The 14,065-nt window shown below is 69.8% G+C and carries 15 protein-coding genes; 7 read left to right on the top strand and 8 right to left on the bottom strand.

From position 1 onward, the window contains the following. Positions 1-93: 93 nt before the first annotated feature. Positions 94-375 carry a hypothetical protein gene (locus ACFWIW_RS36735; protein ID WP_378372696.1) on the bottom strand — a complete coding sequence of 94 codons (282 nt, stop codon included), beginning with the start codon at positions 373-375 and terminating at the stop codon, positions 94-96. 11 nt (positions 376-386) lie between these two features. Continuing rightward, positions 387-653: a hypothetical protein gene (locus tag ACFWIW_RS36730; RefSeq protein WP_378372695.1), complete on the bottom strand. Its 267-nt coding sequence runs from the start codon at positions 651-653 to the stop codon at positions 387-389. Between the two features lie 145 nt (positions 654-798). Here ACFWIW_RS36730 and ACFWIW_RS36725 point away from each other — a divergent pair, with 145 nt between their 5' ends. Genes ACFWIW_RS36725 through ACFWIW_RS36715 form a run of 3 tightly spaced genes read left to right on the top strand, consistent with a single transcriptional unit; the run spans position 799 to position 2,779 of the window. Continuing rightward, entirely contained in the window at positions 799-1,221 is a 423-nt protein-coding gene (locus ACFWIW_RS36725) for a helix-turn-helix domain-containing protein (RefSeq protein WP_038524247.1), read from the top strand. Positions 1,222-1,223: 2 nt separating this feature from the next. Continuing rightward, positions 1,224-1,706 carry an ImmA/IrrE family metallo-endopeptidase gene (locus ACFWIW_RS36720; RefSeq protein ID WP_378372694.1) on the top strand — a complete coding sequence of 161 codons (483 nt, stop codon included), beginning with the start codon at positions 1,224-1,226 and terminating at the stop codon, positions 1,704-1,706. Continuing rightward, a complete protein-coding gene (locus ACFWIW_RS36715) occupies positions 1,703-2,779 on the top strand; it encodes an MAB_1171c family putative transporter (protein WP_378372693.1) in 1,077 nt (358 codons plus the stop codon). Before ACFWIW_RS36720 ends, ACFWIW_RS36715 begins: the two co-directional genes overlap by 4 nt. On the opposite strand, the gene ACFWIW_RS36710 is transcribed toward ACFWIW_RS36715, so the two are convergent. Then, the gene (locus ACFWIW_RS36710; protein WP_378372692.1) at positions 2,766-3,434 is read right to left on the bottom strand and encodes a hypothetical protein; all 669 of its coding nucleotides are present in this window, start codon (positions 3,432-3,434) and stop codon (positions 2,766-2,768) included. The two genes, ACFWIW_RS36715 and ACFWIW_RS36710, sit on opposite strands and share 14 nt — an antisense overlap. Further along, on the bottom strand, positions 3,434-4,945 hold the full coding sequence (locus ACFWIW_RS36705; protein WP_378372691.1) for a glycosyltransferase family 2 protein: 1,512 nt from the start codon (positions 4,943-4,945) through the stop codon (positions 3,434-3,436). The genes ACFWIW_RS36710 and ACFWIW_RS36705 overlap by 1 nt, the downstream gene beginning before the upstream one ends. A gap of 423 nt (positions 4,946-5,368) precedes the next feature. Here ACFWIW_RS36705 and wecB point away from each other — a divergent pair, with 423 nt between their 5' ends. Together wecB and ACFWIW_RS36695 are read left to right on the top strand one after the other, a co-directional pair. Continuing rightward, positions 5,369-6,580: a non-hydrolyzing UDP-N-acetylglucosamine 2-epimerase gene (gene wecB, locus ACFWIW_RS36700; protein WP_378372690.1), complete on the top strand. Its 1,212-nt coding sequence runs from the start codon at positions 5,369-5,371 to the stop codon at positions 6,578-6,580. Next, on the top strand, positions 6,577-8,304 hold the full coding sequence (locus tag ACFWIW_RS36695; RefSeq protein WP_378372689.1) for a DUF2334 domain-containing protein: 1,728 nt from the start codon (positions 6,577-6,579) through the stop codon (positions 8,302-8,304). The genes wecB and ACFWIW_RS36695 overlap by 4 nt, the downstream gene beginning before the upstream one ends. A 42-nt stretch (positions 8,305-8,346) precedes the next feature. Here ACFWIW_RS36695 and ACFWIW_RS36690 read toward each other — a convergent pair whose 3' ends face one another. From ACFWIW_RS36690 to ACFWIW_RS36675, 4 genes are all read right to left on the bottom strand, one after another. Further along, on the bottom strand, positions 8,347-8,631 hold the full coding sequence (locus ACFWIW_RS36690; RefSeq protein WP_378372688.1) for a hypothetical protein: 285 nt from the start codon (positions 8,629-8,631) through the stop codon (positions 8,347-8,349). Positions 8,632-8,733: 102 nt separating this feature from the next. Next, positions 8,734-9,330: a hypothetical protein gene (locus ACFWIW_RS36685; protein ID WP_378372687.1), complete on the bottom strand. Its 597-nt coding sequence runs from the start codon at positions 9,328-9,330 to the stop codon at positions 8,734-8,736. Positions 9,331-9,374: 44 nt separating this feature from the next. Then, positions 9,375-11,096 (bottom strand): tetratricopeptide repeat protein, encoded by a 1,722-nt coding sequence (locus ACFWIW_RS36680; RefSeq protein WP_378372686.1) that lies wholly within the window; start codon positions 11,094-11,096, stop codon positions 9,375-9,377. Beyond that, positions 11,093-12,268, bottom strand: a complete 1,176-nt coding sequence (locus tag ACFWIW_RS36675; RefSeq protein WP_378372685.1) for an ATP-binding protein — start codon at positions 12,266-12,268, stop codon at positions 11,093-11,095. Before ACFWIW_RS36675 ends, ACFWIW_RS36680 begins: the two co-directional genes overlap by 4 nt. Positions 12,269-12,491: 223 nt before the next feature. On the opposite strand from ACFWIW_RS36675, the gene ACFWIW_RS36670 reads away from it, so the two are divergent. Together ACFWIW_RS36670 and ACFWIW_RS36665 are read left to right on the top strand one after the other, a co-directional pair. Continuing rightward, on the top strand, positions 12,492-13,466 hold the full coding sequence (locus tag ACFWIW_RS36670; protein ID WP_378372684.1) for a DUF5925 domain-containing protein: 975 nt from the start codon (positions 12,492-12,494) through the stop codon (positions 13,464-13,466). 291 nt (positions 13,467-13,757) lie between these two features. After that, positions 13,758-14,051 carry a hypothetical protein gene (locus tag ACFWIW_RS36665; protein ID WP_378372683.1) on the top strand — a complete coding sequence of 98 codons (294 nt, stop codon included), beginning with the start codon at positions 13,758-13,760 and terminating at the stop codon, positions 14,049-14,051. Positions 14,052-14,065 lie beyond the last annotated feature (14 nt).

Here is a 14,065-nt window from a genome sequence, read left to right as displayed (position 1 = left end):
TGCGCTTATCCCCCCGCGAACAACCTTCATTTTTGTCGGATTCGCACTGATTGGGGCTTTGGGGGTCCCTCAAGGAGGCCTTCACGGACCGCCCTATTTCGTGCAGTGGATCCCGGCTTCGCCCCGGTACATCACGAAGCTGATCTTCACCGAATACAGGTGGATGATCACGCACTGATCCGGCGTGTACCCGTAGACGGAAGCGTGGTCGTAGGCCTGCTGCAACGCCGTCCGCTTGGCCGAGGCCGACGTCTTCTCCACGGTGGTCCCGAGGAACGCCCGGGTCTCCTGGGCGCTCGCCACCGACGGTGCGAGTGTCATGAGTCCCGCGAGGACCACGGCGGCCCCCGTCGCGCGGGCGATCGTCCTGTTCATGCTTTCCCCTTTCAGCGCTGGCAGTAGAGCCAGACGGTCGCGCTGTAGTAGTAGAACTGCGACCGGACGTCGGACCCGCGGACGTAGCACTGCGAGTCCTGCCAGCCCGTGTTGCGGGCGTATGTCCGGGCGACCTTTTCCGCCGACGTGATGGCGTCCGACGGGCCAGGGCCGATGCCGGTGGCGTAGAAATCCCCGGTCTCCACGGCGAGTGCCGGCTGCGCCGACATGGTCACCGCGGCCACCACCAGTGCCGCCGCGGTCAGCAGCTTCTTCATGAGAACTCCCCTTCCGGTCGTCAGCCAGGATCGACCGACTCCCCTCCGTCATTCATATCAGCTAACGTAGGGCGACAGTCGTCCGGCTGTCAACCCAGATGAACGAGACGCTGTAGCTTATTCATTTCAGCTTGCGGAGGTGAAGATGACCGAACCACGGGCGACCACGCTCACCGACCGGATCGACCGCCTCTTCCAGGTGGTCCGGCGGCCGAACGGCGAGCAGCACAGCCACGAGGAGGTGGCACGGGCCTGCCGGGAGAGCACCGGCGAGTCGTTTTCCGCCGCCTATCTCTGGCAGCTGCGGACCGGCCGCCGGGACAACCCGACCAAACGGCACCTCGAGGCGCTCGCGGCGTTCTTCCAGGTGCCGCCCGCGTACTTCTTCGACGACGAACAGGGCAGGGCCCTTGCCGAAGAGGTCGAATTGCTGGGAGCGTTGCGCAACAGCGCGGTGCGCGACCTGGCGTTGCGCGCGGTGACGCTGTCCGAGGAGGGGCTCGGCACCGTGACCGACATCGTCGAGGCGATCAAGCGGCGCGAGTCCAAGCGTGACCAGGGGGAGTAGCCATGCTGGGCAGGAAGAGTGCGCTCTGGCGCAGATGTGAGCGCGTCGCGGGCGCCGTGCGGCTGCCGGAACCGTTCGACGTCACCACGTTGTTCGGCGAGGTCGCGGCGATGCGGGGGCGGCCCATCGAACTGGTGCCGCTCGAAGCACGGCCTGGGGCGCCATGCGGGGTGCTCGCGGCCACCGATCGGGCGGACTACGTGTTCTACACGCGGGACACGTCCCCGTTGCACCAGCGGCACATCCTGCTGCACGAACTCGGTCATCTGCTGTGCGGGCACGTCGAAGGCGAGGTGCGGCCGGAGGCGATCGCCGCGATCGTCGCACCCAGCCTTTCGGCGGACCTGGTCCGCCGAGTCCTCGGCCGCACGACGTACGCGCAGGAGCAGGAGAAGGAGGCCGAACTCGTCGCGTCGCTGCTCATGCGCCGCGCCGCGCGCACCGGGCCGGAGACCGATCGGCTGCGCCAAGCCCTCGGGTCATGATCAGCTACCTTTCCGCCGCGCTGCTGGCGCTGATCGGGCTCACCCGGCTGATGACGGTCCGCGCCGGGCCGAGGTATCTGGCGACGTTCTTCCTCAGCATGGCGGCGGGTCTCGCCGTCTCGGCCGAGGACACGGTCCGGTTGCTCGGCGACGAACTCCTCCCGCGGCTGGTCACCAACGCGCTGCAACTGCTCGCGATGCGCGCGCTGGTGCAGCTGGTCCGCAGCACCCGGTCCCCGGAGAAGCCGACGCCGTTCTGGCCGATCGTGGTGTGCTGGGCCCTGATGGTGTTGTGCTACCTGGATTTCGCGCCGCATCGGTCCGAGGCCGGCACCCCCGAGTTCCAATGGCGCTTCAGCATCGTGGCGTATCAGGTGATCCTCACGACCTACGCGGTCACGTGCCTGGTGCTGTTCATCCGCACGCTCGTCCGCAGTGCCGCCGGCCGACCACGCGGGGCGTTCCGGACGGGGCTGCGGATCCTGATCTGCGCCGCCGCCGTCACCATCGGCTGGGCGGTGTTCTCCGGGCTTCCCTCGCTGTGGCTGGAGATCACGGATCTCGCGGACCTCGACTTCCTGCCCCGCGCCCGTCTGGCCGGGCTTTGCGCGATGGTGCTGTGGGTCCTCGGTGGGCTGTTCACCACCTGGGACGGCGCGCTCCGGCTGGCCCGTGCGTGGCGGAGGATCCGTGCGGTGACCCCGTTGTGGAAGGAACTCGTCGCCGCCCATCCGCAGATCGCGCTGCCCGTACGGCACGACCTCGAATTCACCTTGTACCGCAGGGTGATCGAGATCCGAGACGGTCTGCTGGCGGTGCGGGCGCACGTCCCGCCGCACCTCGGGGACTGGCTGCGGATCCCGGTCGACGCGCCAACGCGCGCCGCCGCCGAACTCGCGGCGGCGCTGGTGATGCGGGAAGCGGGCCGGAGCTGGCCGAACCATCCGGCGGGGCCCCATCCGAGCGTGCGGGACGAAAGCGCCTGGCTGGGCGCCGTGTCGTCCGCGTTCACGCGGTCCCGTGTCGTGCGGGAGGTACGCGAACGCGCGCTGGCGGAGGTCAAGGCTTCTTGAGTTCCAGCGTGGCGTTGTGCAGCGACGAGTACAGCGGGTCGGAAGTGAAGTCGGGCCCCGTTTCCTCGCCGAGGTAGACGTCGATGTGCCGGTCTCCGCCGAGCCCGGGGGTGAACTCGTCCATGATCCGCCAGGACGCGGAACGCAGCCGGTCGCAGACGGCCGGGTCGATCGCCGTGCCGTCCTCCGCGGTGCCGCAACCGGTGATCCGCAGTTCGCGGCCGGCGGCGAGGACGGCCGGATCCGCGGCGGCGGAGACGAACGGTTCCAGCGGACGGCCGTGGCTGTCGCGGGGCGCGTCGTCCAGCCAGAAACCGGTGTCGTGCGACCAGTTCAGGTAGCGGCCGGCGTGACGGCCGCTGACGATCCGGCCGGTGCCTTCGTCCTCCACGGCTTGCACGAAGTCTTCGGGGTAGCTGCCCAGCGGGTCATCGCCGCGTTCGCAGTCGAGTACCAGGCAACCGGTCACCGGCACCGGATCGTCGTGGTGATGCGACTCGACGGCCGTGTAGTACACCGTCACGTACCACCCGGCGGACGACTCCTTCCCGCCGTCGCGGTCGATGGCGGAGGCCGCGGCGAGGGCCAGCACGGCGGCCGCGAGGACGAGAACGATCTTGTTCCGTTTCGGGCGACGCCGGTGCTGGCCTGCCATCACACCCGCTCCAGTCGTTGTGTCGGTTCGGTTCCGGCCAGCGGATGCGGGACCGGCCGGGTCGGCTCGGCGGCGGCCAGCGCCGACGCGGGAATCGGCTGGGTGACACTGGGATCGACCGTCACCGGCGGGACGGTGGGCCGCGGCACCGGAAGCCGCACGGGCTGCGAGACCGGGGCGGGTGCCGCCATCGGAACCGGCATCGGCGGCGGCGGTGGCGTGGCTTGGCCGTCTTCGGCAAGGCGTTCGGTTTTGGCCCAGCCGTTGCGGCCGGACAGCAGCCGGAACAGCGCACGCCACGTCGCGATGATGCCCAGCGCCAGGAACCACGGGTAGAGCAACCCGGCGAACAGGCAGCGCAGGATGTTCTCGTCGCGGAGCCGGACCCAGTAGACCAGGCCCCACAGCAGGCTCGGCAGCATGGCCAGCCCGACCAGCATCGCGGCCGACGTCGGCAGAGTGTCCACTGTGGCCACCAGCCCGCCGAGCGTGCTCCCGGTGGCCAGTGCCACCGCGGACGCCGCGACCAGGCCGACCAGCAGCAGCGACATGGGCACGGTCAGCCAGGGCGAGAGCAGGTAGATCAGGAAGTCGGTGAGACCGAGACCGCTGACGAACCGCGACGTGGTGAGCCGTCGCAGGTGCCGGAAGCATTGCAGATTGCCCTGCGCCCACCGGGTTCGCTGACGCAGCAACCGTTTCACGTCGGTCAGCCCCTGCTGGGTGACCCACGCGGATTTCGTGTAGCGCACGCGGATGCCGGCCAGATGCAGGCGCAGGCCGAGTTCCAGGTCTTCGACGAGGCAGGCCGACCACGGGCCGGGGTGGAACCTCGCGAGGACGGACAGCCGGGTGAACTGGCCGTTGCCGCCCAGACCGACACTGCCGACCAGGTCTCGCAACGACTGCGCGGAGTCCGCGATGGCGCCGAATTCCAGATCTTGCAGCAGCGCCAGCGTTTTGTGCCGGTTGTGGATACGCACCCGGCACTGCACGGCGCCGACCTTCTTCTCCGCCATCAGTTCGGCGATCTCGTCGAGCATCCCCTCGCTGCAGCGGCCGTCGCCGTCCACGATCCCGACGATCGTCTGCTCGATCGTGCCTTCCCGGCGGGCGATGTCGAGGATGTAGCGGTACGCCGTGTTCAGGCCTTCGCCCTTGCCTTGCCGGGCCATGGGCAGTTCGCGGCGCAGCACGTGCAGCCGCGGATCCCTGATACCGGCGAGGATATGCGGTGTCGCGTCGTCGGAGGCGTCGTCGACGACCACGACGCGGACCGGTGTGTACCGGGTTCCGGTGGCCAACGCGTTGCGCACCGTGTTCGCGATGACGCGTTCCTCGTTCAGCGCCGGGATGACGATCCAGAACGGCACCGGATCGGGTGTCCGGCGCACACTGCGCGGCCGTTGCGGGGACCGCCAGGCGAACACCGCGAGGACGAGGTTCTGCAACGGCCACCAGATCAGCACGCCGACCATGATGGTGGCGATGACGGACAGGCTGGTTTCCATTTCGCTAATTCCCCCTTTCCGGCGCCGGCGCGATGCGGACGAGAATCGAACGAATCGCGAAAATCAACAGAATGAACGCGGCGAGTGACAAGAGCGGCCAGACGCCGGCGCCCGCGGCGACCCCCATGGTCGCGGACGCGCCGACTGCCGGTCCGATTCGGATCACAGACATTTCTCCCCCAAAGAAGCGTGCTCAAACCCCTTGTGTGTAAAGGATTGTGCGTGATGCGTCGGGCCCTTCGGCCGATCCCGCATCGTCGACTACGACGTGAAGAGCCGTGCCCCGGTTCCCTCGATCGGGTGAGGAAATTCGACGGGAACCGGACAGAACCACTCTGCGTCGCATCGGGCACAGCGCCCCGCACAAATGATCATGCGAAGTGCGCGGAATCGCGAAAAGAATATTCGAACCTTGGGGGAGTCATGGTTTGGAATCAACCGGAAACCGAAGTGACACGGCCGCGGGTGTGGCTCGTGATGGGGACCCGGCCGGAGGCGATCAAACTGGCGCCGGTCGCCGGGGCGATCGCCGCGGCCGGGCGGATGGAGCCGTATCTGGTCGCCACCGGGCAGCATCCGACGATGGTCGGCCAGGCGCTGGAAACGTTCGGCCTCCGCGCGGACTTCACGTTGCCGCTGCACCGCCGCGACGGTGGGCAGCCCGAACTGCTCGGCCAGATGCTGACCGGCTTGGACGCGCTGGCCGATCGCGAACCGCCCGCGGCGGTGGTGGTCCAGGGCGACACCACGACCACGTTGGCGGGCACGCTCGCCGCGTTCTGGCGGCGGGTTCCGGTGGTGCACCTGGAAGCGGGCCTGCGTTCGTTCGATCTGGCCGCGCCCTTCCCGGAAGAGCTGAACCGGCGCCTGGTCACCCAGGCCGCCTCCTTGCATCTGCCGCCGACTTCGGACGCGGCGGGCAACCTGCTCCGCGAGCAGGTCCCCGCCGAGCAGATCTTGGTCACCGGCAACACTTCCGTGGACGCGATCCGCGCGATCGCCGATCGCGGCGCGGTGGACTTCCTGGACGAGCGCGTCGCCGCGGCGGTGGAGGCGGCCGCCCGCGGCGAGCGGCTGGTGCTGGTCACCGCGCACCGCCGCGAGTCCTGGGGCGAACCCCTGCGGCAGGTGCTGCGCGCGGTCACCGAACTGGTCGCCCGCCATCCCGACGTGTCCGTGGTCCTGCCCGCGCATCCGAACCCTGCCGTCCGCGAGCTGGTCGAAGAGGAGCTGGGCGGCCTGCCCCGCGTGGTGGTCACCGAACCGCTGCGTTACGAGGAACTGGCCGGTGTGCTCGCGGCCGCCACGCTGGTGTTGTCCGATTCCGGCGGGATCCAGGAGGAGGCGCCCACCTTCGGGGTGCCCGTGCTGGTGTTGCGAGAGGTCACCGAACGGATGGAAGCGGTCCACGCGGGTTGTGCGCGGCTGGTGGGCACCGATCGCGAGCTGATCGTGCGGACGGCGTCGGAACTCCTCGCCGACCCGCGGGCGAGGGCGGCCATGATGAGCGAGGGCAACCCGTTCGGCGACGGAAGGGCCTCGTCGCGTACCGAGCGCGCGCTCGCCAGGCTGCTCGGGCTGAGCACCGAGCCGGTGGACGAGTTCGCCGCGGTGTCCGGGGGTGTGCTGGTATGACCAGGAAGCGTAAGGAAGACCGGCGCCGTCGTACACCGGCCGGGTTGCGGTTCGCCGCGCTGGCCGTCGTCGTCGCGACCGGCCTGGTGATGCTGGTCGTGTACACGCGACCGGCGAGCGCGATCCTCGCTTCGCCCGCGGCGGCCCCGGTCTCACTCGGGGACCGGCTGGCGATGGGCAGCGAAGTCGGCAGCCCCGGCCCCGGCGGGAACCGCGCCCACCGGACGCTCGTCGTCTACGACGCGGGCGAGCGGGACGCGCCGAACCCGCCCGCCGACGCGGACGAAGCGGGCATGGCGGAAGCGTTCGGGATGCACACCGCGAACCTGGTCTCGCGGGCGGGCGGCTGGACGATGCGTGCCACGGCCGATTACCGGGCCGGCGAGATCGGCGGATACCAGGCGCTGGTCTACGTCGGTTCGATCAGCGACGCCGTGCTGCCCGCCGCGCTGCTCGCGGACGTGCTGGCCGCGAAGGTGCCGGTCGTCTGGCTGGGCGAGAACGTCGACCGCCTGGCGGAGCACGACCCGGGCGTCACCGCGCGCTGGGGCTGGACGCCGGCGGGGCGGACGCCGACCTCGCCGACCGAGGTCCGCTACAAGAACGTGTCGCTCGAACGCAACCCCGAGATCGGCTCGGTTCCGTTGGTGCGGCGGGAAAATCCGGCGGTCAACGAGGTGCTCGCGGACAGCGTCACCGGCGGCGAGCACACGCCGTGGGCGGTGCGGTCGGGGAACTTCACCTACGTCGCGGAGGCACCGTTCTCCTACGTCAACGAGGGAGACCGGTACCTCGCCGCCGCCGACATCCTGCTCGGCACGCTCGCGCCGAAAACCGCGGAACGGCACCGCGCGCTCGTGCGGATCGAGGACATCGGCCCGCGTACCGACCCGGGCCAGATCCGCCGGATCGCCGATCTCCTCGGTGGGCAAGGGATCCCGTTCTCGCTCGCGGTCTATCCGTACTACGCGGATCCGCACGGGGTGGCCAACGGCGGCAGGCCGACGTTCGCGCGGCTCGTGGACAGCCCGGCCTTGGTCGACGCGTTGCATCACGCCATCCGGCGCGGCGCGACGTTGATCATGCACGGCTACAGCCACCAGTTCGAGGAGCTCGCGAACCCCTACGGCGGGGCGAGCGCGGCGGATTACGAGTTCTACACGGCCATCGTCGACAAGAACAACCACGTCGTGGAGACGGGCCCGGTCCCCGGCGATTCCGCGGAATGGTTCCGCGGCCGGATCGCCACCGGGCTCGGCGAGTTCCGCCGGGTCGGGCTGCCCGAGCCGGAAGTGTTCGAGTTCCCGCACTACGGCGGTTCCGCGGTGGACTACAAGGAGGTCAGTTCGCATTTCGCGGCGCGCTACGACCAGGGCAGCTATTTCGCGGGATACTGCCCGCGCGGTGCCTGCGGCTCCACCTCGACGGTGTCCTATCAGAACAAATACGGCCAGTACTTCCCTTACCCGGTAAGGGATGTCTATGGCGCGGTGGTGATACCCGAAAACCTGGACCACATCGCGCCGGAGCCGTTCAACCAGCATCCGGCCCGGCTGCCCGCCGAGCTGATCGCCGACGGCGCGAAGTCCAAAGTGGTCCGCGACAACGTGGCCAGTTTCTTCTTCCACCCGTTCCTGCCGCTGGAACACCTGAACACGGTGGTGCTCGGGCTGCGGGCGCAGGGATACGAGTTCACCACGGCCAGTGAGGTCGCCCGCGGCTGAGAACCCCTGTCGTGTCCGCGGGCCGCCGCGGACACGACAGGATCAGTGCAGGGTGATCCGGTCGAAAGGCCACTCGTGGTGCGGCACGACGGGCGGGCCGCCCTCGGTGCGCTTGGCGTCGGGATCGATCGTCTCGGGCCAGGTGTACTGGTCGAGGCTGTAGGCGATCTCGGGCTGCGGGCCGGTCGTGACCGGTGCTCCGCCGAGGTCCAGCCGAGGCGTGGAAAGGCTCACCCCGTAGGCCGGAAGCAAGGTGACCGGGTCGAGGCCACGGCGCCGTTTCTTCGGCGGAACAGGTATCGGGAAACCCGGGCCGGGCGGCGGCACGAATGCCTGATGTGGATGGTGATTCGGCGGCCCTGATCACGGCCATTCTGCCTGGCCGTGATCATGGAAGGTGCACCGCGTTCGAGGGCTCACCGGAACCGGCTACAGCCGATCCCCCAGCAGTTTCGCCATCTTGGCGAGGAGGTAGTCCCGGTAATGGGGGACTTGGAGATTCAGCATCCGGGTCTCACCGTGGACGCGTTTGGCGACGGCGAGCGTGGTCCAGTAGTCGTCCAGATCGCAGTGCATCGCGGCGTCTCCGGCGCCGGGAACCGGCGTGCTCGGGCCGGGGCAGTTCGTGGCCAAGGTGGTCACCGGTTTGCGGGGATCGGCTTTGGCGAACGCGAAGAAATAGAGCTTCGGCGCCAGGTCGGGTGATTGGCCGATGGGCAGGTAGGCGCAGGTGTACTCGGGTGCGGTTTCGGCTTTTCCCGGTGGCTGTTCCTGAGCGACGGCCTTCGGGCCGCCGGTGATCTCCGCGAGCTCGTCCGCCCCGAGGAACGGGCAGGCGGCGGTCACCTTCGCGGGGGAGACCGAGGGGGTGAAGGTGGGTGGCGTGCTGCTGGTGGCCGGTTTGCTCGGTGGCGGCTTGCTCGACGACGACGGCGGCGGCGGGGCGGGGTTCTCGTCCGGACCGCCGCAGGCCGAGGCCGCGAGCACAAGGCCGGCGGCGACGAGAATTCCCCAGAGTCTGTCCATCCGGGGAATCTAGCCGAGTTCGGCACCCGCGGCACCCGCCCCGTTCAGGCCTCGGTGACGAAGATCCGGGCGATACTCCCGTCTCCCCACACCAAGCCGAGCCGATGCCCGGCGAAGTCGTAGACGACCGTGGCTTCGCCGTTGGCGCGGTTCACCCAGCTGTTCTGCGGAACGGCACCGTGCGCCCGCACGTAGGCGTCGACGGACCCACGATGCCCGCCGAGGTCGAGACCGGAGATCAGCCGGTCCGCGTCCGGGCACACCGCGACGTCGACACTGACCCTCGTCACCAGGCCGTCGAGTGCCTCTATGTAGACACCGTCGACACTCGGCTCATCGGGGACCAGCTCACTCCGCCGGACTGTCGAGCCGGGGAAGAGCTCACGCAGTTCCGCGTACGCCGCGGAATCCTCGGGCTCGCCCAGCGCGGCGCCCATCGTCACGATGACACCGGTCAACGGCGTCCCTGGAGCGGGAAGCGGATCGGCTTCGGGCTCCTCGGTCTTCAGTGGCGCCGGCCGCGGGTCCCGGCCGCCGAAACCCGCCACCCGGTCCCAGATCCAGTCCGCCATCGAGTCGGCGACGGGCTCGTCAGGCTGTCCCGGCCGGCGTTTCACCAGCTTTCCGAACGCGACGGCGACCAGGTAGGCCCCGGCGTCGTCGGTCATCACCTGGTCCCAGACCTCCTTCTCCGGCCAATCGGGGTGCGCCGCCTGGTCGGCCTCGATCTCGGCGTTCATGGCGAGGATCTCGGCCGCCGACATCAGGCGGAACGACTCGGTCCAGCCCCAGGCGGCACCCGCGCCGGGCGGCTGGCCGTCGTGCCAGGTGAGCAGATCCTTCGCGACCATGGAGCCGACCCTTTCGTCGCCGTCGGCCAGATCGCCTGCCGTCGCTCCCGGTCGCAGGCTGTCGCGCAGCTCGTCGGGCATCACCGCGTCCAGCGCCGCCAGCGCGGAGGCCAGGTCGATGCCGAGCTTCAGGTCGCGGACCTGCTGCCACGCCATCTCGAGCGCGCCGGTGCCTTGGATATCGGCCAGGGTGATGTCGTCGCCGCGCGCCTTCTCGACGATCCGCTGCATCGTCCGGGCGGTATCCACCAGTGCCTGCAACAGGTCGTCGGTCGGATCCTCACGCAGCAGCCGGAGACCGAGCTGTTCGGCGTCGTCGAACCGGTACTGCGCCAGGTAGGCGTAGCCGAGCAACGTGGCGACCCAGGAGTCCGCCGCGTTGGCCCGGATGGCCTCCTCGGCCGCGGGAACGAACCGTTCGGGTGGCGCGCAGGTCGCCAGCAGGTACTCCGCGCGTTTCGCCAGCGCTTTGGGGAGGTCGTCCGGCGCCGTCCGCCCGCACAGCTCCACCGCCTCGTCGAGTTGCCGCCACCCGGCCTCGTGCAGCCCGGAACGTGCCTGGGTGTTGCCCAGTTGCAGGCGATCGTCCCAGTCCTCGTGGTTCTGGCCCAGCACGGTGCGGGCCCAGCGCAGCGCCTCGTCGTGGTTGTCCTCCGCCGTTTCCAGCCGACGAAGCGCACGAGCCGCCCAGATGAACTGGTTGTCGCGGCGACCGGCTATCCGGAGATAGAGGCGCCGTGCCTCGTCCGCGTCGCCGAGCGACTCACGGTGATAGCCGAGCACCATCAACGCGCTGCTCCGCTCCGGCTGGGCCGCGAGCACCCGTGCCGCCAGCTCGGCGACCCGGGGATGCGTCGGCTGCGCTTCGAGGAGTTCCCAGGCCAGGTCGAGGTCCCGCTCGACGGTGTCGGTCATCGCATGCCCCGCTTGACCCGGTACGCCCGGAGCTGGTCGAAGGTGCCGTCGTCGACGCCGTATTCCAGGACCGGCGCCACCTGGTCGAACCAGGACGTCGTGGACGGGACGATGCCGCCGACCGCGGCCAGCAGCGCGTCGGTGGTGACCGGCACCAGCTCACTCCTGTTCATCGACTCGATCATCGCCTGCTGCAGCACGGTGGTCGTCAGGTGGCTGAGGTCGGCGCCGGAGAACCCTTCGGTCGCCGCCGCGACGGCCACGACGTCGACGTCGTCGGCGGGTTTGCCGTCCAGCGCGCCCTGGACGATCGCCGCCCTGGCGACCGCGTCCGGTGGCAGCACCAGCACCGTCTTGTCGATCCGGCCCGGACGGCGCAGCGCGGCGTCGATGTCCCACGGCCGGTTCGTCGCGGCGAGGAAGTAGACCCCCTCGTTCGCGCCTGCCACGCCGTCGAGCTCCTCCAGCAGCTGGGTGACGAGCATCCGCATCGTTTGCGACCCGCCGCCACCGGAGGTGCGCCGTCCGCCGAGCGCGTCGAACTCGTCGAAGAAGATCACGCACGGTGCCGCCGCGCGGGCGTGGCGGAAGACGCTCTGGATCGCCTTCTCGCTTTCACCGATCCATTTGCTGAGCAGGTCCGCGAGGGTCACGTGGATGAAGGAAGCACCGAGATCGCCGGCGATCGCCCTGGCGATGAACGTCTTGCCGCATCCCGGCGGGCCGTACATCAGCAGCGATCCGCCCGGTTTCTGCCCGAACGCCGCCGCCAGCTCGGGATTGCGCAGCGGGGCCAGGAACGCGGTGTTCAGATGCTGTTTGACCTCGGCGAGCCCGGCGACGTCGGCCAGCGTCACCGCCGGGCGCTCGGTGTCCCAGAGCGACTCCGAAGCAGTGGCGCTCATGTCGTGGCGGTCCTCGTCGGCCGGGGTCGCCACGATCTCGGCGGGCGGCGGGGTCGAGGTCCGCAACCGCGCCGCCATCAGCCGGGCGCGCAGCAAGCGGATCCGCGCCGGATCACCGCCGTTGGCCTCGAACACCGTCAGTTCGGTGGCGGCGCGGTCCGGGTCCTGCTCCAGCAGCAGCGTGATGAAGTCCTCGCGCAGCGCCAGATTGCCGGGGTCGGCCTCCACCTCGCGCGCGATCACCTCGATGAAGCCGTCACCGTTCACCGCGCTCCTCCTTCCACGAACGGACCAGTGTCAGACCAGAGACAATCATCCCGGCGCTCGTGGCGGACAGGCGGTCCGGTGAAGATCCCTGTCAGGGGTGATTTGGGGGACGGTCCCTGATGTGCGCCGACCGCGCGGGATGGATCTTGAGGTGGTGACAGCGAGGACAACGGAGTTACCCCAGTCTCTTGATCGTGCGATGTTTTTCGGTGGCAACGTACCGATGGAAGGCGTGCTGAACGCGCTGGCCATGGAGCAGTTCATCACCGGGTCGAAGCCGCACTCACGGGCCGCCGAGATCACGGAGGTCTCACCGGACGCGACGCTGCTGCCCCCGGGAGTCGCCGCGGATCTGACGTACGAACTGGACGGGCGGCGCTCGCATCTCGCCCACGGTCCCGATTGGACGCTCGTCGCGATGCGCCGCCGTGCCGGCGCCGCGACCGTGTGCGTATGCGCCACTTCCGGCGATCTGGCGGACGAGGTGCTCGCGGCCGCGGTCGGAACCGCGCGGGCGGGGGAGCCGGGGGAATCGGCCGTACCGGTCGGATTCTGGCATGTGCAGGGCTGCGGTGGCGCCGGGGTGCGCGCGCCGAGGACGATGGACTTGCCGCCGTGGCAGGCGATCCGCGGCAACTACCCGCGGTCCGCGGTGACCGCGCTCGACACGCTCATGGCGACGCGCCCGCAGGACGTCACCGGCAGGCTGATCCTCCTCCACGGCCCCGCGGGCACCGGCAAGACGACCGCCGTGCGCGCGCTCGCGCACGAATGGCGGGACTGGTGCCAGGTCGACAACGTCCTCGACCCCGAGGTCCTGTTCGCCGATCCGGGCTATCTGACCTCGGTGGTGCTCGGTGAGGAGCGGGCGGACAAACGGAAATGGCGGCTGCTGATCCTCGAAGACTGCGACGAACTCGTCGGCGCGGACGCCAAACGCGACTCCGGGCAGGCACTGTCCCGGCTGCTCAATCTGACCGACGGCCTGCTCGGGCAGGGCCTGGACATCCTGGTGTGCCTGACCACCAACGAGAACGTCGCGCGGTTGCATCCGGCCGTGGTCCGGCCGGGCCGGTGCCTCGCGGAGATCGAGGTCGGCCCGCTGCCGCGGGACGAGGCGGCCGGATGGCTGGGCGCGGAGATCGATGCCGAGGGTGCCACGCTGGCCGAGCTGTATCGCCTGCGCGCAGCGGTCTAGCCCGGGGGAGCGGTGGTTCTCAGTACGTGAAGGCCGCCTTCGTTGCGTCTGGCGCCGTGCCCCGGCAAGGTCGTATAGCCGCTGGTCGGCGCCACAGATCCGGATCGTGGTGGGGTTCGCAGGAGCGGGCTCAGCCAAGAGCGGGTCGTGAGTGTTTTGGGTCGTTCTAACGCCCTTTGCCACTCACGCCCCCTAGTCGTCAGGAACTTGCCGAGATCCTGGCGGTTAGCCCAAGGCCGGGATTCGGTCGTTCGCCGGATCCGCGGGTGGCCGGCTGTTAGGGTCCGCGCCATGCGGGTGTGGTGGTGTGGCCTGGTCATGGGCGCGGTCGCGCTGCTCGGCGCGTGCGGCGGGGGCGGGTCGGGGAGCGGCCAGGTGGTGCCCCCGACGACGACGCTGACGACGGTTCCGGCGACGACCGGCCTCGGGGAAACGAGGACGACGACGACAACGCCGGGAACCCCGGCGACCACCACCACGACCAGGGCCACGACGGAGCCGACGCGGACCACGACCCGCCGCTCCACGACGACCGCGAAGCGCCCGACGACCCCGCGCCGCACCACTCCCACCCGCAGACGTTGACGACCCGGTCGCTT

This window comes from Amycolatopsis sp. NPDC058340 (assembly GCF_042723975.1).
In the GTDB taxonomy this organism is placed as follows: Bacteria; Actinomycetota; Actinomycetes; order Mycobacteriales; family Pseudonocardiaceae; genus Amycolatopsis.
Note: the sequence above shows the minus strand (reverse complement) of the source record. Positions and strands in the feature narration are given on the sequence as shown.